Origin of the sequence: Leclercia sp. EC_58, assembly GCF_019584355.1 — a bacterium.
Taxonomy (GTDB): Bacteria; Pseudomonadota; Gammaproteobacteria; order Enterobacterales; family Enterobacteriaceae; genus Enterobacter.
Genome location: NZ_VDAM01000001.1, coordinates 331,222 through 348,654, shown reverse-complemented (window position 1 = coordinate 348,654; position 17,433 = coordinate 331,222). Strand labels below are relative to the sequence as shown.

Annotated in this window: 17 protein-coding genes and 1 pseudogene; 7 read left to right on the top strand and 11 right to left on the bottom strand. The window is 55.8% G+C overall.

What is annotated here, in order from left to right:
- The first annotated feature begins 33 nt into the window (after positions 1-33).
- Entirely contained in the window at positions 34-933 is a 900-nt protein-coding gene (locus FHC51_RS01710) for an AraC family transcriptional regulator (RefSeq protein WP_220434776.1), read from the top strand.
- 88 nt (positions 934-1,021) lie between these two features.
- Here FHC51_RS01710 and yghB read toward each other — a convergent pair whose 3' ends face one another.
- Positions 1,022-1,681 carry a DedA family general envelope maintenance protein YghB gene (gene yghB / locus FHC51_RS01705; protein ID WP_220434775.1) on the bottom strand — a complete coding sequence of 220 codons (660 nt, stop codon included), beginning with the start codon at positions 1,679-1,681 and terminating at the stop codon, positions 1,022-1,024.
- Positions 1,682-1,822: 141 nt separating this feature from the next.
- Positions 1,823-3,010, bottom strand: a complete 1,188-nt coding sequence (gene metC, locus FHC51_RS01700; RefSeq protein WP_220434774.1) for a cystathionine beta-lyase — start codon at positions 3,008-3,010, stop codon at positions 1,823-1,825.
- Between the two features lie 251 nt (positions 3,011-3,261).
- On the opposite strand from metC, the gene exbB reads away from it, so the two are divergent.
- On the top strand, positions 3,262-3,993 hold the full coding sequence (gene exbB, locus FHC51_RS01695; protein ID WP_103176960.1) for a tol-pal system-associated acyl-CoA thioesterase: 732 nt from the start codon (positions 3,262-3,264) through the stop codon (positions 3,991-3,993).
- A gap of 6 nt (positions 3,994-3,999) precedes the next feature.
- A complete protein-coding gene (gene exbD, locus FHC51_RS01690) occupies positions 4,000-4,425 on the top strand; it encodes a TonB system transport protein ExbD (RefSeq protein WP_103176959.1) in 426 nt (141 codons plus the stop codon).
- Positions 4,426-4,493: 68 nt separating this feature from the next.
- Here the strand turns inward: exbD and FHC51_RS01685 are convergent, their stop codons facing one another.
- From FHC51_RS01685 to FHC51_RS01675, 3 genes are all read right to left on the bottom strand, one after another.
- The gene (locus FHC51_RS01685; protein ID WP_103822857.1) at positions 4,494-5,390 is read right to left on the bottom strand and encodes an SDR family oxidoreductase; all 897 of its coding nucleotides are present in this window, start codon (positions 5,388-5,390) and stop codon (positions 4,494-4,496) included.
- Positions 5,391-5,523: 133 nt separating this feature from the next.
- A complete protein-coding gene (locus FHC51_RS01680; RefSeq protein ID WP_103176957.1) occupies positions 5,524-5,976 on the bottom strand; it encodes a cytoplasmic protein in 453 nt (150 codons plus the stop codon).
- Positions 5,969-6,373 carry a hypothetical protein gene (locus tag FHC51_RS01675; RefSeq protein WP_103822856.1) on the bottom strand — a complete coding sequence of 135 codons (405 nt, stop codon included), beginning with the start codon at positions 6,371-6,373 and terminating at the stop codon, positions 5,969-5,971. Before FHC51_RS01675 ends, FHC51_RS01680 begins: the two co-directional genes overlap by 8 nt.
- 105 nt (positions 6,374-6,478) lie before the next feature.
- On the opposite strand from FHC51_RS01675, the gene FHC51_RS01670 reads away from it, so the two are divergent.
- Positions 6,479-6,982: an ESA_00282 family adhesion-associated protein gene (locus tag FHC51_RS01670; RefSeq protein ID WP_114385753.1), complete on the top strand. Its 504-nt coding sequence runs from the start codon at positions 6,479-6,481 to the stop codon at positions 6,980-6,982.
- An 81-nt stretch (positions 6,983-7,063) separates the two neighbouring features.
- Positions 7,064-7,552, top strand: coding sequence for a TIGR00645 family protein (locus tag FHC51_RS01665; RefSeq protein ID WP_103176954.1), 489 nt, complete (start codon positions 7,064-7,066; stop codon positions 7,550-7,552).
- Positions 7,553-7,643: 91 nt separating this feature from the next.
- Here FHC51_RS01665 and FHC51_RS01660 read toward each other — a convergent pair whose 3' ends face one another.
- Complete coding sequence (locus FHC51_RS01660; RefSeq protein ID WP_103822853.1) at positions 7,644-8,684, bottom strand: aldo/keto reductase; 1,041 nt, start codon at positions 8,682-8,684, stop codon at positions 7,644-7,646.
- An 83-nt stretch (positions 8,685-8,767) separates the two neighbouring features.
- Here FHC51_RS01660 and yghX point away from each other — a divergent pair, with 83 nt between their 5' ends.
- A complete protein-coding gene (gene yghX / locus FHC51_RS01655) occupies positions 8,768-9,655 on the top strand; it encodes a YghX family hydrolase (protein ID WP_220434773.1) in 888 nt (295 codons plus the stop codon).
- A gap of 375 nt (positions 9,656-10,030) precedes the next feature.
- Positions 10,031-11,578: pseudogene (locus FHC51_RS01650) on the top strand (methyl-accepting chemotaxis protein).
- On the opposite strand, the gene fucR reads toward FHC51_RS01650, so the two are convergent.
- From fucR to FHC51_RS01625, 5 genes are all read right to left on the bottom strand, one after another.
- The gene (gene fucR / locus FHC51_RS01645) at positions 11,575-12,291 is read right to left on the bottom strand and encodes an L-fucose operon activator (RefSeq protein ID WP_220434772.1); all 717 of its coding nucleotides are present in this window, start codon (positions 12,289-12,291) and stop codon (positions 11,575-11,577) included. The pseudogene FHC51_RS01650 and the gene fucR sit on opposite strands and share 4 nt — an antisense overlap.
- Positions 12,288-13,271, bottom strand: coding sequence for a sensor domain-containing diguanylate cyclase (locus tag FHC51_RS01640; RefSeq protein WP_114385757.1), 984 nt, complete (start codon positions 13,269-13,271; stop codon positions 12,288-12,290). Before FHC51_RS01640 ends, fucR begins: the two co-directional genes overlap by 4 nt.
- A gap of 176 nt (positions 13,272-13,447) precedes the next feature.
- Positions 13,448-13,780, bottom strand: coding sequence for a glycine zipper family protein (locus FHC51_RS01635; protein ID WP_103822849.1), 333 nt, complete (start codon positions 13,778-13,780; stop codon positions 13,448-13,450).
- Positions 13,781-13,923: 143 nt separating this feature from the next.
- On the bottom strand, positions 13,924-14,793 hold the full coding sequence (yghU, locus tag FHC51_RS01630; RefSeq protein WP_220434771.1) for a glutathione-dependent disulfide-bond oxidoreductase: 870 nt from the start codon (positions 14,791-14,793) through the stop codon (positions 13,924-13,926).
- 207 nt (positions 14,794-15,000) lie between these two features.
- Positions 15,001-17,433: autotransporter domain-containing protein (locus FHC51_RS01625; protein ID WP_255584725.1), on the bottom strand; the 2,433-nt coding region annotated here is incomplete at its 5' end.

The following is a 17,433-nucleotide window of genomic DNA, read 5'->3' as shown; positions in this document are numbered from 1 at the left end:
AGGCGTCGGAAAACGTACCCGGAGTGAGAGAAGATGAAACGTGAAGCCGTCTGCCTGCAGCTAACGGAACAAATTAAGAAGCTGAAAGATAATGAAAATTATCTTGATACGCTGCTGCCGGATGTTTGCCTGCTGTACGGGACTCAGCCCTACGCCCGCACCCCGGTGATGTATCAGCCGGGTATCATTTTTCTCTTTTCTGGCCACAAAATTGGCTACATCAACGAGCGGGTATTTCGTTATGACCCCAACGAATATCTGCTCCTGACAGTACCTTTACCCTTTGAATGTGAAACTTTCGCGACAGAGGCGGTGCCGCTGGCAGGTATTCGCTTAAATATCGATATCCTGCAACTGCAGGAGCTGCTGATGGACATTGGCGAGGACGAACTGTTTCGCCCGTCGATGGCAGCGAGCGGCATCAACTCCGCCACGCTGACGGATGAGATCCTCTGCGCCATTGAACGTCTGCTGGACGTGATGGAGCGGCCGCTGGACGCGCGGATTTTGGGCAAGCAGATCGTGCGCGAGATCCTCTACCACATCCTGCTGGGGCCGGGCGGCGGGGCGCTGCTGGCGTTGGTCAGCCGTCAGACTCACTTCAGCCTGATTGGACGGGTACTGAAACGCATCGAGAGCCAGTACACCGAAAACCTGAGCGTGGATCAGCTGGCGGCGGAGGCTAACATGAGCGTCTCGGCGTTCCACCATAACTTTAAGTCGGTAACCAGCACCTCGCCGCTGCAGTATCTCAAGAGCTACCGCCTGCATAAGGCGCGGATGATGATGATCCACGACGGCATGAAAGCGAGCGCCGCCGCGCTGCGGGTAGGCTATGAAAGCGCCTCGCAGTTCAGCCGGGAGTTCAAGCGCTACTTTGGTGTGACGCCGGGGGAAGATGCGGCGCGGATGCGGACGATGCAGGGGATGTGATTGGCATGTAGGCCGGGCAAACGCAGTGCCGCCCGGCGCTTTTCCCCGGAGGCGCTACGCTTACCGGGGCTACAACGACAGCAGCGCCTCAGGCGTTGCAGTACTTCTTACGGATCACCACCACAATCGTTCCCACCAGGCCTGCGACCAGCAGGAAAATAGGCAGGATCATCAGGAAGGTCATGACCTGATCTTCATGGCGTTTAACGAACGGGATCATACTCAGGGCATAGCCAAAAGTGGTCACGACCCCGACCCACAGCAACGCGCTCAGCCAGTTAAAGAACTGGAAGCGGCGGTTAGAGAGCCCGGAGATGCCGGCCATGGTTGGCAGCAGCGTACGCACAAAGGCCAGAAAACGCCCGACCAGCAGCGCCAGCAGGCCATGCCTGTCAAACATGCAGTTCGCGCGCTGATGGTATTTATGCGGCAGCTGTGCCAGCCAGTTTTTGACCACCCGTGTATTGCCGAGCCAGCGGCCCTGCAAATAGCTGAGCCAGCAGCCCAGGCTGGCGGCTGAAGTAAGGATCACCATCGTGGGGGTAAAGTCCATGACCCCTTTACCGATTAGCGCCCCTGCCAACAGCAGCAGGCTATCTCCCGGTAAAAAGGAGGCGGGCAGTAACCCATTTTCCAGAAACAGCGTGGCGAACATAACGAAATAGACAATCCCAACCACGTGCGGATCCGCCAGTGCTGCAAAGTCGTGTTGCCAGAGTGCAGCGATAATATCTTGAATAACAGCCATGGGCTTTCCTGTGGAACAGCATATATAAAGCTATTGTACTCCCTATTTCGTCGGCGGGCTTTGATCGCAGACGCAACAAATCAGACTTTTCTGCACTTAACGTGGAGAAAAGTGTCCGCGGACTGTTTTTGTAGCCCTGCGCTATTCGATACGCGCAAACCCGGCCTCTAAATCGGCAATCAAATCGTCGACATTTTCCAGGCCGATATGCAGGCGGATCAGGGTGCCGGTAAAGTCCACGTTGCCGCCCGGACGCAGGGCCGCAATCTGCTCTGGCTGGTTCGGCAGGATCAGTGACTCAAAGCCGCCCCAGGAGTAGGCCATGCTGAACAGTGAGAAGTTATCCAGGTAAGCGGCGAGCTCGTCATTGCTCAGGCGTTTATTAAGCACGAATGAGAACAGGCCGCTGCTGCCCGTGAAGTCACGTTGCCAGAATTCATGCCCGACGCTGCCCGGCAGTGCCGGATGGTTAACCCGCGCCACCTGGGGATGCTGCGCCAGCCACTGCGCAACCTGCACGCTGCTTTCATGATGTTGACGCAAACGCACACCAAGGGTACGCAAGCCGCGGCTGGTCATATAGGCAGTGTCGGCATCCACCATCTGGCCCATCAGATAGGCGTTCTCACGCAGCTGCTCCCAGCAGCGGGCGTTGGAAACCGCGGTACCAATCATCCCGTCAGAGTGGCCAATCAGGTACTTCGTCGCCGCCTGAATCGAGATGTCGATACCAAAATCGAGCGCCTTAAACAGCACACCCGCCGCCCAGGTGTTATCAATCATGATGATAGCCTCCGGCGCTTTGCTGCGTACCGCCTGCACAATGGCTGGCACATCATGCACTTCCATAGTGATAGAGCCGGGTGATTCCAGGAACACAATCCGGGTGTTGGGCTGGATCAGATCGGCGATGTTCGCGCCAATCTGCGGATCGAACCAGTCGGTAGTGACCCCCAGCTTGCTGAGAATTTTGGTGCAGAAGTCCTGGCTTGGCTCGTAGGCGGTGTTGGTCATCAGGATATGGTCGCCCTGCTCAACGAAGGCCAGAATGGTGTTGGCCACCGCCGCTGCGCCGCAGGGGAAGAGTGCACACCCCGCGCCGCCCTCCAGCTCGCACATCGCTTCCTGTAGCGAGAAGTGGGTCAGCGTGCCGCGACGCCCGTAAAACAGCTCACCGTTGGCCCGGTTACGGGTAGCGTGCTTTTTCGCCTCAACGGTATCAAACACCAGCGACGAGGCGCGCTGGATGACGCTGTTCACGGAACCAAGGGTATATTTTTTACTGCGTCCCGCCTGGACAAGGGTGGTATCAAGATGCTTCTCTTTCATGTCTGCGCAACCTGTTTTTATACGTCTGGACGTCCACACTACCACGAAAGTAAAAATGGTCACGTTAGCGGTAGTGGGTTCAGCGGAAAATTTTTTAAAATTTGTTTCCGGGAAATTTTTCCTGCGTAAGCGCAAGGAAAATGAAACGAATTTACGGCACTATGTAAATACTAATGAGAACTACTATCAATTCGACGTTGTTTTGATATTATTATGCTCAGATTTTGTGATTTGCGTCCTGGAGATACCGAGTGGGTAATAATTTGATGCAGACGGACCTCTCCGTCTGGGGTATGTATCATCATGCCGACATCGTGGTGAAGATTGTCATGATCGGCCTGATTCTGGCGTCTGTCGTCACCTGGGCTATTTTCTTTAGCAAGAGCGTAGAGCTTCTTTCCCATAAACGTCGCCTTAAGCGCGAGCAGCAGCAGCTGGCCGAAGCCCGCACCCTGAATCAGGCGAGCGACATGGCCGCCTCTTTCCAGGCGAAGAGCCTGACCACCCTGTTAATTAACGAAGCGCAGAACGAGCTCGAACTTTCTGCAGGCAGTGAAGACAACGAAGGGATTAAAGAGCGTACCGGCTTCCGCCTTGAGCGTCGCGTTGCGGCCGTTGGCCGTCATATGGGACGGGGTAACGGTTACCTGGCGACCATCGGCGCGATTTCGCCGTTCGTCGGTCTGTTCGGTACTGTCTGGGGCATCATGAACAGCTTTATCGGCATCGCCCAGACGCAAACTACTAACCTTGCAGTTGTGGCGCCCGGCATCGCCGAAGCACTGCTGGCAACGGCCATTGGTTTGGTGGCAGCAATCCCGGCAGTCGTTATTTATAACGTCTTCGCCCGTATGATTGGCAGCTACAAAGCGACCCTCGGCGACGTTGCTGCCCAGGTTCTGCTGCTGCAAAGCCGCGATCTGGATCTCAGCGCCAGCTCGGCTAAGCCGATTCGTTCTGCTCAGAAATTTCACGTAGGTTGATTCGTCATGGCAATGCGTCTTAATGAAAATCTGGACGATAACGGCGAAATGCACGAAATCAACGTGACGCCGTTTATCGACGTTATGTTGGTTCTGCTGATTATCTTCATGGTGGCGGCGCCGCTGGCGACCGTAGACGTGAAGGTGAATCTGCCTGCGTCATCCAGTCAGCCGCAGCCGCGCCCGGAAAAACCGATTTATCTCTCTGTCAAAGCCGATAAATCTATGTTCCTCGGCAACGATCCGGTGACCGATGAGTCGGTGATCCCGGCGCTGAACGCCCTGACCGAAGGCAAGAAAGAGACTACCGTCTTCTTCCGGGCCGATAAGACGGTCGATTACGAAACCATGATGAAGGTAATGGACACGCTGCACCAGGCGGGTTACCTGAAAATTGGTTTAGTCGGCGAAGAGAAAGCGGCGGCGAAATAAAGAGAAACGGCAACCTTAGGTTGCCGTTTTTGTTTTTGCCCGGTGGCGTTACGCTTACCCGGCAACAATTACCCCAGATGTTCCCCACCGCATACGCCGTGCACTTCTGCCGTCACGTAGCTGGACTCCTGACTTGCCAGATAGACATACACCGGCGCCAGCTCCGCAGGCTGCCCTGCGCGCTTCATCGGCGTCTGCTGACCAAACTGCGGGAGCTTCTCCTGAGGCTGACCGCCGGAGACTTGCAGCGCCGTCCAGATAGGACCCGGGGCTACCACGTTAACGCGCACGCCGGTCTCTGCCACCTGTTTCGCCAGCCCGCGGCTGAAGTTGAGGATAGCCGCTTTAGTGGAGGCATAGTCCAGCAGGTGCGGGCTCGGCTGATAGGCCTGAATTGAGGAGGTGGTGATAATGCTCGACCCAGCGGGCAGCAGTGGCAGCGCCTCCTGGGTAATCCAGAACAGGGCCAGCACGTTCACGGCATAGGTCTGCTTAAACTGCTCGGTGGTGATATCGGCAATCTTTTCCACCGCCACCTGCTTACCGGCTACCAGCGCCAGCACATCCAGCCCACCCAGCTCCTGATGGGCTTTATGTACCAGCGAGCGGGCAAACTGTTCATCGCTCAGATCGCCAGGGATCAGCACCGCTTTGCGCCCGGCCTCTTCAATAAGCTGCTTAACCTGCTGGGCATCCTCTTCTTCGTCGGGCAGATAGTTAATGGCGACGTCTGCTCCTTCACGCGCGTAAGCGATGGCGGCAGCGCGTCCAATCCCGGAATCGCCCCCTGTCACCAGTGCCTTACGATCCTGTAGTCTGCCGCTGCCTTTATAGCTCTTTTCGCCGCAGTCCGGCACCGGGTCCATCTTGCTCTGCAGCCCCGGTACAGGCTGTTTCTGCTTGGGATATTCGCCGGTGTAGTACTGGGTTGTCGGATCCTGAATTTTGCTCTGAGAGTTTGCCATAGGTGTTCTCCTTGAGGGGTTAATCAGACTTTAAGCTTAGGAGAATCAACTGGGCTGTGAGGATTATTCAGGATAATCCTTAAAAAAAATGGGCTGAGGAGAAACAGGCGAGACGGCAGGGGTCGGCGAGAGGTTACGGCTTTTGCGGTGGGATGTCCGCTTTTGCGGCCAGCACCTCTTCATTCAGCGCAACGGTGGTCACGCTGGTGGTGCGATAGCCTTCATCAGCCAGCTTACGGGTGACGCGCAGGGTCGCGGTTTCACGTGCCAGGATATATTGATAATTGGTTTCCAGGCGCGCCAGTATTTTTTCTTTTAAATCCGGGCGCTGTTGCATAATGGCGTTTATTGTCGCGCCGTAGATCTCTTCTTTTACCTGCAACGGGTAAATTTCACGGCGATTCTGCCATTTCAGACGCACCAGCCCGGCCGGAATGGAGAGCAGATCTTTAGCAATTCTTTGTATTTCAGCGTTTTTAATCTCTTTAAGCGCGGCAAGGTTTTGCTCTAAGATAAATTCATCGCTTTTTTTGTCATCTAAAGCCAAATAAACGTTGTTGTTATCAACATCCTTCACGTTATTCATCCTCTAGCGTATAAAACACAGGCGTGTTTTTTTCGCAGGTAATAAGATTCAACCAGATTTCATTACCGGCTTCGTTAATCTCATCGGTTTTTTCCGCCAATATTTGACTTAGTGCCTGGGCATCTATTTCCCCCTCCGCCTGCAAATCATTCAACAGCCGGGCGAACACCTCGATTTTAACTACCCGAAATAATCGGTCTTTAATATGCCGATCGTGCTCTTCAAGCAACATATTGCGGGAGTTACCGGTACGGGTAACGCCAATTAATATATCTGGCGCATAATCAGCGAGTGTTCTTTTCCCCTTAGTGAAATTGGCATTGCTTTCTGCTTCTGGCGGTTTTGGTTCCACGGAAGACATGTGAAACTTGGCCGGAACCAGATTGTCGGGCAACATTTTATATTTCCTTTAATTTCAACGGGGTAGGGTTGTCTGGAGTGTGAGATTCGTTGACAATAACATGAGGCAAATTTAAAATCAAAAAAAATGGAGCCTGCCTATATGAACAGCATTTTTTATACTGTCATTACTTTGTTATTGCTTACCGCCGTGGTTCTTTTATTGATGCGCGAGTTCAATAAAAGTAGCGATGTGGGAAGCACGCACGTCCCGCCTCAGCCGGAACGGATGTCAAAAGAAGAGGGCGAAGACCATTTTTCAGTGTTAATGAATGCGATTACGCCGGTTTGGTACTGGCGTGTTAATCATGAATATATAGATTTCCTCCATGCCACAATTAAACGAATGAATATGGTGGAAATAAATAGCATTCCTGACCTGTTTGAGGCGCAGCGCCGTTGCAGCGATCTTAACTCGGCTGTCTACAAATATTACGACAATATCAAGAAGCGCTGCCTGAACGGCGAAAAAGTGTCGCACACCGATCTGGAGGTGATGAACCTGCGCCAGTGTTTTCGCGAGTTCAGCCTGGAGGCGTATCCATCGCTGGTGGAGCTGGTGTGGCCTGAGTATCAGCGCCCGGTGGTAAAGCCTGAGCAAGTGTAGGGGATCTGTTGTTTAGTTGTTGCAAACAATTTGGGCCATTGCGATATACTGCACCCTGGTTTCGTTTGCAGACAGGACTCTATGGAACGCTTTTTTGAAAACGCAATGTATGCCTCCCGCTGGTTGTTAGCCCCGGTCTATTTTGGCCTCTCGCTGGCGCTGGTGGCGCTCTGTATTAAATTCTTTCAGGAAATTTTTCACGTTCTGCCGCATATTTTCAGCATCGCTGAATCCGACCTGATCCTGCTGTTGCTGTCGCTGGTGGATATGACGCTGGTGGGCGGCCTGCTGGTAATGGTGATGTTTTCTGGCTACGAAAATTTCGTCTCGCAGCTGGATATCTCCGCGGATAAAGAGAAGCTGAGCTGGCTTGGCAAAATGGATGCGTCGTCGCTGAAAAACAAAGTGGCAGCCTCGATTGTGGCGATCTCTTCCATTCACCTGCTGCGGGTGTTTATGGATGCCAAAAATATCCCGGACAACAAGATGATGTGGTACGTGATAATCCACCTCACGTTTGTGCTGTCGGCATTTGTGATGGGGTATCTGGACAAGCTGAGCCGCAAATAAGACAAAACGCCTGATGACGCTGCACTTATCAGGCCTACGGGGATCCTGTAGGTCGGGTAAGCGCAGCGCCACCCGACCCTTTTTCCTGAAACTACTTATCCGAAGAGGCCTGCCACAGATTCAGCTGCCCGTCGGCCACATGCTGGTCAATCCGCTGCAGCTCTTCTTCGCTGAAGTGCAGGTTATTCAGCGCCTGCACGTTCTCCTCCAGCTGCTCTGTCCGGCTGGCGCCAATCAGTACCGAGGTGACACGCTCATCTTTCAGCAGCCAGCTCAGCGCCATCTGCGCCATCGTCTGTCCGCGCGCCTGGGCCATCTCATTGAGCAAACGCAGGCTGTTCAGGTTGGCTTCGGTCAGCATGTTCTCCGTCAGGCCGCGTGCCTTTTTGCCCTCACGCTGCATGCGGGAGCCGTCAGGGATGCCGTTCAGGTATTTTCCGGTCAACAGCCCCTGGGCCAGCGGCGTAAAGGCGATGCAGCCGGTGCCGTTAGCGGCCAGGGTATCCAGCAGGCCGCTCTTGTCCACCCAGCGGTTAAGCAGGTTGTAAGAGGGCTGATGAATAAGCAGCGGGATTTTCCACTCGCGCAGCAGCTCCGCCATTTTCTGGGTCCGCTCCGGCGAATAGGAGGAAATGCCGACGTACAGCGCTTTCCCGCTCTGCACCGCCTGCGCCAGCGCAGAGGCGGTCTCCTCCATCGGCGTGTTCTCATCGACCCGGTGCGAATAGAAGATATCCACGTACTCCAGCCCCATCCGCTTCAGGCTTTGATCGAGGCTGGCGAGCAGATACTTGCGCGAACCGCCCGCACCGTAAGGCCCCGGCCACATGTCATAGCCCGCTTTGGTGGAGATAATCAGTTCGTCGCGATAAGCCGCGAAATCGTCGCGCAGCAGGCGGCCAAAATTTTCCTCCGCACTGCCCGGCGGTGGGCCATAGTTATTGGCGAGATCGAAATGGGTGATGCCGCAATCGAAGGCTTTTCGCAGCAGGGCGCGCTGTGAGTCGAGGGCGTGAACGTGGCCGAAGCTGTGCCACAGGCCGAGTGACAGGGCGGGTAAGCGCAGGCCGCTTTTACCGCAGTAACGGTACTGCATCGTCTCGTAGCGGTCAGGGGAGGCGTTCCAGGGCATGATGTCTCCTTTCTTAGTGATTGATTTTCGAAACAGCGTTTCTATTCTAACCTTAGTTCGTTCACAATTCATGGAGATATGCGATGACGCGTATGACCGCCAAAGACTTTCCTCAGGAATTGCTCGACTACTACGACTATTACGCTCACGGCAAAATCAACAAACGTGAGTTCCTCAATCTGGCTGCCCGCTATGCGGTTGGCGGCGTTACGGCGCTGGCGCTGTTCAATATGCTTAAGCCTAATTACGCCCTCGCGGAGCAGGTGAAGTTCACCGACCCCGACATTATGCCCGAGTACATCACCTATCCCTCCCCGGACGGCCATGGCCAGGTGCGCGGCTATCTGGTGAAACCGGCCAAAGCAACCGGCAAAGTGCCGGTGGTGGTGGTGGTGCATGAAAACCGCGGGCTCAATCCCTACATTGAGGACGTGGCCCGTCGGGTAGCGAAAGCGGGCTACATCGCCCTGGCACCGGATGGCTTAAGTTCGGTGGGCGGTTATCCCGGCAATGATGAGGAGGGGAAAATCCTGCAGCAGAAGGTCGATCCGACGAAGCTGATGAACGACTTCTTTGCCGCCATCGGGTTTATGCAAAAACACCCGGACGCTACCGGTAAAGTGGGGATCACCGGCTTTTGCTACGGCGGCGGAGTGTCTAATGCCGCTGCAGTCGCCTGGCCAGAGCTGGCCTGCGCGGTCCCTTTTTATGGCCGTCAGCCACCGGCGGCGGACGTCGCCAAAATTAAGGCGCCGCTGCTGCTGCATTACGCCGAGCACGACAAGAATGTTAACGAGGGGTGGCCTGCTTATGAGGCCGCGCTTAAAGCTAACGGTAAGGTGTATGAAGCCTGGATCTATCCTGGCGTAAATCACGGATTCCACAACGATTCTACCCCGCGTTACGACGAACCCGCAGCCGAATTAGCGTGGAAAAGAACCCTGGGATGGTTTGATAAATATTTGAGTTAAACCAACTGAAAATGCCCGCACCGTCCGGCGGTCGGGCATATATTATAAAAAACAAATAATACCCTTATTATTTCTTCGGGATGTATCCTTATGTTTATGATATTTTTATTACACTGTATGGAGTGTCCCGGCCTTCATCATTATGCAGGAAATAATTCCTTTAGATGCTTTGCATTTGCAACTTTTTGAAATCTAAAGGCATATTATTTAAGGGGCTATTTGGTCCTGTGCTTTATTATTATTTCAACGCTAATTAAACCGAAATGAAAAGTTTTATAAAAATAACCAGGAAAAGGTATTGCTTCGCCTTTTCTTGCCGATAACGAGGGTAATACTCGCCTCCGGGCGAAACCTCCCTCAGGCAAGGAAAGAGTTATGCGTATATTTCGTAATCTTACAATCCGGTTCGTCATGCTGACGATTCTGGGTATCTTCTGTTTAATGTGGGCGGGCGTGGGGCTGTATGGCTCATGGGCGCTCTCCCGCGTGGCGGATGGCAATGAGGTCGATCGTCAGCTGGTCAGGCAGATGACGGTGCTCAGCTAGGGCAACGATCAATATTTCCGTTTTGTCACCCGGCTGAGCCGGGCGATGGAGACGCAGGCGGCAGGCGGCAAGGCCGATTTTGCCGCTGTGCAGCAGGCGCTGGATACCATGAGCAACAGGCTCGACGAGTTGAAAGCCATGTCGCCGGGGCCAATGGATGCCGACGTCTCCGCCCGGGTGATCGCCAACTGGCAGGCGTTGCTGGATAATGGCGTTAAGCCCCAGATGCAGCTGGCCCAGCAGGGCAACCTTGAGGGCTATCGCCAGCAGGCGAATAATGTTACTCCACCGCTAAGCCGCGCCTTTGGCGAGAGCGCCGGACAATTCAATAAAGCCGCCGACACCATTCTTGACCGCACCCGGGTGACGGTGGATAGCTTCACCAGCATCACCCGCACGGTAATGATTACCGCGACGATAATCGGCCTGTTGATCCTGCTGTTCGCCGACCGTTATCTGGTTGCCATGCTGGTGAAACCCCTTGAGCAGCTCCGCCACCATTTCCGCCTGATTGCGCAGGGGGATCTTAGCCAGCCGATCGCGCCTTTTGGCCGTAACTGCGTGGGCCAGCTGGTGCCGCTGCTGACGGCGATGCAGGACAGCCTGCGCGAGGCGGTGAGCACCATCCGCAACGGCAGCGAGAACATCTGGCGTGGGGCGACGGAGATCTCCAGCGGCAATAACGATCTTTCGTCGCGTACCGAAGAGCAGGCAGCGGCGCTGGAAGAGACCGCCGCCAGCATGGAGCAGCTTACCGCCACGGTGAAGCTCAACGCGGATAATGCCCGTCAGGCCAGCGAGCTGGCGGATGTCGCCTCGGTCAGCGCCAGCCGCGGCGGCGCACTGGTGGAAAATGTGGTCAGTACCATGACCGGGATCTCCATCAGTTCAAAGAAAATTGCGGAGATCACCAGCGTCATCAACAGCATCGCCTTCCAGACCAATATTCTGGCCCTCAACGCGGCGGTGGAAGCGGCGCGGGCGGGCGAGCAGGGGCGTGGCTTTGCCGTGGTGGCCGGTGAGGTACGGAATCTCGCCAGCCGCAGCGCGAACGCGGCAAAAGAGATCGAAGGGTTAATCGCTGACTCCGTCTCCCGCGTGGAGGAGGGGGCCAAACTGGTGACCGAGACCGGCACCACCATGGAGGCTGTGCTGCGCGACATTACTGGCGTCACCACCATCATGAAGCAGATTGCCAGCGCCTCGGAAGAGCAGAGCAAAGGCATTTCGCAGGTTGGGGTGGCGATCACCCAGATGGACGGCGTGACCCAGCAGAACGCCTCGCTGGTGGAGCAGGTATCGGCGGCTGCTTCCGCGCTGGAGCGCCAGACCGAAGAGCTGCAACGCTCGGTGCAAAAGTTCCGTCTGGCAGACTAACGTCGGGCGAGCTGTGCGTCGCTGATCAATTGCGTCACCTGCGACAGGTGACCAATTTTCACTTCGCTGGAGCGCTGAAACTTGCTTTTGTCGATCAGCAGCAGCGACTGGCTGGCGCGGCCCAGCAGCTGCGACTTAAATCCGGCGCTATGCGGGGTGGGATCCCACATCACACCCTGCTCGTCCACTCCTTCACACGAGAAGATAAACAGGTCAATCTCCAGCGATTTCAGCAGCGTCACCAGGGCCGGATTCACATAGCAGCGGTATTTGCGCTCCAGCGTCCCGCCCGAGCAGATCAGGGTGATGCGCTCGCGCTTCGCCATCTCATGGCAGATGGGCAGGCTGTTGGTAAAGACCGTCAGGGCGATATCCGGCAGCTGCCGCGCCAGGTGAAAGCAGGTTGAGCTGGCATCCAGGGCCAGCGTCATGCCTTCGCTGACCCAGTCCAGCGCGTGACGGGCGATATCGGCTTTATCCGCGTAGTGGCTTTTCAGCCGCGCGCCAAAGGGCTCGCCGCCATCGCGGTGATCCGGATGGATCGCCCGAGCCCGCCCGTGATGGCGCACGATCTTTCCCTGCTGCTGCAGCTGCTTCAGATCGCGACGAATCGTCTCTTTGCTGACGTTAAGTTCTGCGGCCAGCGCCTCTGTCGTCAGCCAGTCGGAGGCCGCCAGCAGGCGGATAAGATCCTGATGACGAGTGCTTTTCATGGTTCTGTTCCGTTACGGGTGAAGGCGAGCGGTGTCTGGCCAATCGCCACGCCGTTTTTGCCGGTGTGCTTAATCTGGTACATCGACCGGTCGGCACGGCGCAGGGCGTTGACGAAATCATCCTGCTCCAGTACGTCGTCAATCCCCACCGAGGCGCCGACCTGCGCCTGACCGTTATCCAGCTCGAACGGCGTCAGCGCTGCCTGCAGACAACGGTGGGCGGTGCTGCTCACCAGCACACTGGAAAGCGGGAAAGGCAGCAGCAACACGAACTCATCACCACCCAGACGGCCAACAACGGCCTCCGGCGGGCAGGCATCGCGCAGGCGCTGGCTGAGCTGGATCAGCAGTTCATCGCCGCTGCGATGACCGAAGGTGTCGTTCACCGTTTTAAAATCATCGAGATCGATAAAGGCGATGCAGAGCGGCCCCTGGGCCTTAAGCTGGGCGAAGTGCTTAAGCAATGCGTGGCGGTTGGCAAGGCCAGTGAGCGGATCGTGATTAGCCAGCTGGGCCAGCTGCTCTTCGTACTGCTTCTCTTTGGTCATGTCGATATGGGTACCGGTCACCTTCAGGGGATTGCCGTTTTCATCCCAGTCCGTCACCCGCCCGCGGTCCAGCACCCAGGTGACGGTGCCGTTTTTGTGCTGCATGCGGTGCAGCGCTTCATAGAAGGGAGTTTTGCCGTGCAAGTGATCGTAGAAGGCATCCAGTACGTTCTGTTTGTCATCCGGATGCAGATGCTCACGCCAGATCTCAAACTGCGCGCTCAGCTCCTTGGGCTGATAGCCCAGCATAGCGCCCCAGCGGCGGTTATAGATAATCAGCTTCCCGGTGGGAACGTCGAGCTGCCATAAACAGAGACCTGTCCCGTCGAGCGCAGCACTGAGCTTGTTTCGGGCGTCACGCGCCAGCCTGGCAAGCCGGGCATTGTGCTTTTTGAGATTCTGAATCTGTTGTTTAAGCGCCTTTTCTGACATGCGAATAATCTGAAGAAAGAAATTATTGATGCCAGTTTACGGGATGGAAGTAAATATACGGTTAAAAAAAGAAAGGGATTTGTGTTAAGGCTTATATTCACGGTCTTATAAGCAGCCATGAAATAAGAAATGAGGGGCCTGATAAAGCCAGGTGGAATAATCACCTGGCATTTTTATTAATGGGTAGCTTCGCCGACCAGGCCGCCCGCTCCCGCGCCGAGGGCGGCGCCTTTGAGAACGCTATTACCGGTTACAGCGGCTGCACCAGCGCCTACTGCGGCACCAATGACGCCACCTTTACGGGCAGCTTTGCCTTTCTCACCGTTTTTAAACATCGCCCCGGTACCCGCCCCAACCACCGCGCCGCCGACGGTGGATTTTACGCTTTTCCCGGCTACTGCGCCGATGGTCGCGCCCACCAGCGCCCCGGTAGCGGTTTTATCTGCCGCCAGGCTGGAAGCAGAGCAGAGCAACGCACCGATCATTAGCGTGATTTTCATGGTTTTCATGACAATTCCCTTATAAATGTGCAGTGAGACATTGCGGGGGATACTGCCAGCTGTACGGATTGACGGGTAGGCCAATAATGCCGTGGTGGAGAAACTCGTCTTAATCTGATCGTCGCCGGGCGGTGGCCCGCCCGGCACGGGGGTTAGCCCTGACGTTTATCTTCGGTGTTGGTATCAAAATCGCTCGCCGCATGTCGCTCATGCAGCTGTTCGCTCAGCTCGCCATTGGTGCGGTTGACGATACGCCCGCGCTTTACCGCCGGACGGCTGGCGACATCCTTCGCCCAGCGCTGAACGTTCTTGTAGCTTTCGGCATCGAGGAACTCTGCCGCGCCATAAACCTGGCCCAGCGCCACGCTGCCAAACCATGGCCAGATGGCAATATCGGCGATGGTGTACTCTTCGCCCGCCACGTAGCGCCCGCGTGCCAGCTGTTTATCCAGCACGTCGAACAGACGTTTGGCTTCCATGGTGAAGCGGTCAATGGCGTACTCAATTTTTACCGGGGCATAGTGATAGAAGTGGCCGAAACCGCCGCCAAGGAACGGGGCGGCGCCCTGCAGCCAGAACAGCCAGTTCAGGGTTTCCACACGTCCAGCCGGATCTTTTGGCAGGAAGTGACCGAATTTTTCCGCCAAGTAGAGCAGGATATTGCCGGACTCAAACACTCGCGTTGGCGGCGTGGTGGAGTGGTCGCGCAGGGCCGGAATTTTAGAGTTCGGGTTGACATCCACAAACCCGCTGGAGAACTGATCGCCCTCGCCGATGCGGATCAGCCATGCGTCATATTCCGCACCGGTGACGCCGAGCGCCAGCAGCTCTTCCAGCAGAATAGTGACCTTCTGGCCGTTCGGCGTACCCAGGGAGTAAAGCTGCAACGGATGTGAACCGACCGGCAGGGTTTTCTCGTGGGTGGCACCAGAGATTGGGCGGTTGATGCTGGCGAACGCGCCGCTGCTGTTGTTCTGCTTCCATTCCCAGACTTTCGCTGGCTGGTAGTTATTCTCGGACATGTTGATCTGCCTTTTTGTGGAGGTGTTGAGGCAGTGTAGCAGGTGTTCCATGAACGGTTTAACGAACTGAGCGCATAAGGTTATGCGCTCAGCGGCCTGCCTGCTGGCGTGCTATCGCAGCGGCACAATCTGAGCTGCAAAAACATAATGTTTTACCCGGGCATAGAAAACGGGACCCCTGAGGGGCCCGTTGAAGGTACATATCAATCAGAACGACTTGCGTAAACGCAGGCTGAAAGTGTGGGCCTGGTAACGCTCGCCGGCCTGCAGGTCGTAACGCGCGTCGAAGCTCAGATCGTTGGCCTCGTACAGCGTGGTGCCGATGGCTACGCCAGCCATATCTTTCACCGGAGAAGCACCTTTGGTGATAAAGCTGGTTTCACCGATGGCGTCTGCGGCGTAAGTCGCATGGCTGCTGACCTGGCGGTTATCGTACTGGTGGATCCAGGAGACCTGGGCAAACGGCGTCAGATTACCCAGACCGGTGGAGAAGGTCTTCTCCAGGCGGGCGCCGATATCGCTGACTACCGACTGCGTATGGGTGCTGCTGACATCCAGCGCCATCCCGTTGCCGCCGGTTTCGCTGTAGCCATCCACATGCTGATAACCGTAAGTCAGGCCCGCGAGCGGGGTCAGTACTACGTCGGCTGGCAGCGTGATCGGGTAACCCAGCTCGCTTTGCAGAGTGACCGACTGGCCGTTGAACTTGCCGTGGGCTGCGCCAGAGAAGCCGGTGAAATCGGCGCGGCGGACGGAGCTGTAGTTCTGACGGTTCAGGCCCGCGGAGAGGTTCAGGTACCATGGATTGCCGGTGTAGGCTGCGTAACCAATCATCCCGTAGTTATCGGCGGTAGAGTTGTTGCCGCTCAGGTTGTCTTTACCGTGTACGGAGGTGTTGCTGTAGTTCAGCGCCGCGCCCAGACGCCAGGCCTCGCCCAACGCGCGGTCAGCACCGATGATCAGGCCGCCAAATTTCGCTGAGTAACCGCTCACTTCGTCACGGCTGTCCTGACGGGCATAACCGCCGAACGGCTGACCCCAGACAATCCAGTTTTCTGCGTAGTCATCGCCAGTTGCCACTCCGCTTATGCCAGAGGCCTGTGGATTACGCACGGCATCGATGTGAGCGCCCACTACGGCCTGAGCAGTAGAGATGGCAACGGATGTTGCTGAACTGGTGTTGAGGTTCTGGCTGGTAGAGAGACGCTCGCCAACGCGGTTCGTCTCCTGTTCACCTTCAATGGCCAGCGAGGCGTTGTACAGATTCAGCAGCTGCGGAGAAGCGATACCGGAATAGTTCGCCAGCCCGCCAAGTGATGCGGTAGCGCTTGGGATGGTGGCATAACCCTGTTTGCCCGGCTGGGCAGGCGCTGGCTCTGCTGGCGCAGGCTGCGTTGGTTGTACTGGCGGTGTGACGACCGGCGGGACAATCTCAGGTTCGGTTACCACTGGCGGCGTCACTTCTGGCGTCGGCTCCGGCTGGGGTTGCGGCTCTACCGGAGCGGGAGCGATCGGCTCTGCACCCAGGGTTAAGACCAGCGCCTTGCTCGTCGCATCTTCATACACGGTGCCGTTGACCGCACCACGGTAGCCGAGCGCTTTGTAGTTCAGCTGATCGGCATGGTAGTCGGTCTGGGCACCATTGGCGTTGATCACCACATAGCGCTGCCCTTCGGCGAACTTATAGGTGTTGCCGGTGCGCAGCAGGTTGATACTCGATCCCGCGTCGATAGTGGCGTTGCCGCTAACGTTCAGACGACCATACCCGGCATCGGCAAGCAAATCGCCGCTAGCTACGGCTAAATCCGAGACGCCGGAGATGAGCGTTGCGGCCGCTTTCTGATGATAATCACCCAGAATATTGATGCTGTTATTCACCTGCAGGGATGCAGCTTCGTTCAGCACGGTGCCGGCCGTCACCTCGATGTCGTCGCTCATCTGCATTGCCATCAGGCCATACTCAGGGATAACGCTAAACGTACTGACATTATCGTTGAGCAGCAGCGAGCCGTTACCAAATGTAACATTAGAGCCAGTAATGGTGCCCGTCGCGCCATCGATGCCGGTCAGCGTACCTTGGGTGGTGCCACCGTTAATGGTTAATGGCGTCGTGCTGGTGGAGTAAATATCACCGATAATGGTGCCGGTATTGGTGAGGGTTACCGTGTCGCTGTTATTACCGTTAACAAACAGGGCATAGCCTCCACCGCTTAACTGACCGTTATTGACGATGTCGGTATTGCCCTGATTGTTGTTGTTCCAGATGTAAATCCCACTCCAGTTACCCGCAATTTCACCGTTGTTCACAATGGAGCCAATAACGCTATTACTGTTGCTGTTGTTATAGACAGCCGTGTCGTTAGCGCTGATTTTACCGTTATTAACAAGGGAGTTAAGGGTGCCGGAGTTAATAATGCCGAAGGAGCTGCCGTTAATCTTCTCATCATTAACGATAGTATTAATAACGCCCTGGTTGATGATCCCGGAGCTACCGTAATAATCGGTCGTGCCGCCTTCAATTGTTCCGGGGTAATGCTGCCAACTTACTGATTTAGTGTATGATGGTGATTTTAAGGTGCTTGCGTGGCTTCCATTTCCATCAGATGTCCTTCCTGCTCCGCTACTGAAGGCGTGGTGCGT

Excerpts from the sequence above, each read along its gene's own strand:
- FHC51_RS01640 (WP_114385757.1), bottom strand. The coding sequence starts at position 13,271 with ATGTCAGAAAAGGCGCTTAAACAACAGATTCAGAATCTCAAAAAGCAC.
- exbD (WP_103176959.1), top strand. The coding sequence starts at position 4,000 with ATGGCAATGCGTCTTAATGAAAATCTGGACGATAACGGCGAAATGCAC.
- metC (WP_220434774.1), bottom strand. The coding sequence starts at position 3,010 with ATGAAAGAGAAGCATCTTGATACCACCCTTGTCCAGGCGGGACGCAGT.
- FHC51_RS01710 (WP_220434776.1), top strand. The coding sequence starts at position 34 with ATGAAACGTGAAGCCGTCTGCCTGCAGCTAACGGAACAAATTAAGAAG.
- yghU (WP_220434771.1), bottom strand. The coding sequence starts at position 14,793 with ATGTCCGAGAATAACTACCAGCCAGCGAAAGTCTGGGAATGGAAGCAG.
- FHC51_RS01660 (WP_103822853.1), bottom strand. The coding sequence starts at position 8,684 with ATGCCCTGGAACGCCTCCCCTGACCGCTACGAGACGATGCAGTACCGT.
- FHC51_RS01665 (WP_103176954.1), top strand. The coding sequence starts at position 7,064 with ATGGAACGCTTTTTTGAAAACGCAATGTATGCCTCCCGCTGGTTGTTA.
- FHC51_RS01670 (WP_114385753.1), top strand. The coding sequence starts at position 6,479 with ATGAACAGCATTTTTTATACTGTCATTACTTTGTTATTGCTTACCGCC.
- fucR (WP_220434772.1), bottom strand. The coding sequence starts at position 12,291 with ATGAAAAGCACTCGTCATCAGGATCTTATCCGCCTGCTGGCGGCCTCC.
- FHC51_RS01675 (WP_103822856.1), bottom strand. The coding sequence starts at position 6,373 with ATGTTGCCCGACAATCTGGTTCCGGCCAAGTTTCACATGTCTTCCGTG.
- FHC51_RS01685 (WP_103822857.1), bottom strand. The coding sequence starts at position 5,390 with ATGGCAAACTCTCAGAGCAAAATTCAGGATCCGACAACCCAGTACTAC.
- FHC51_RS01680 (WP_103176957.1), bottom strand. The coding sequence starts at position 5,976 with ATGAATAACGTGAAGGATGTTGATAACAACAACGTTTATTTGGCTTTA.
- yghB (WP_220434775.1), bottom strand. The coding sequence starts at position 1,681 with ATGGCTGTTATTCAAGATATTATCGCTGCACTCTGGCAACACGACTTT.
- FHC51_RS01635 (WP_103822849.1), bottom strand. The coding sequence starts at position 13,780 with ATGAAAACCATGAAAATCACGCTAATGATCGGTGCGTTGCTCTGCTCT.
- yghX (WP_220434773.1), top strand. The coding sequence starts at position 8,768 with ATGACGCGTATGACCGCCAAAGACTTTCCTCAGGAATTGCTCGACTAC.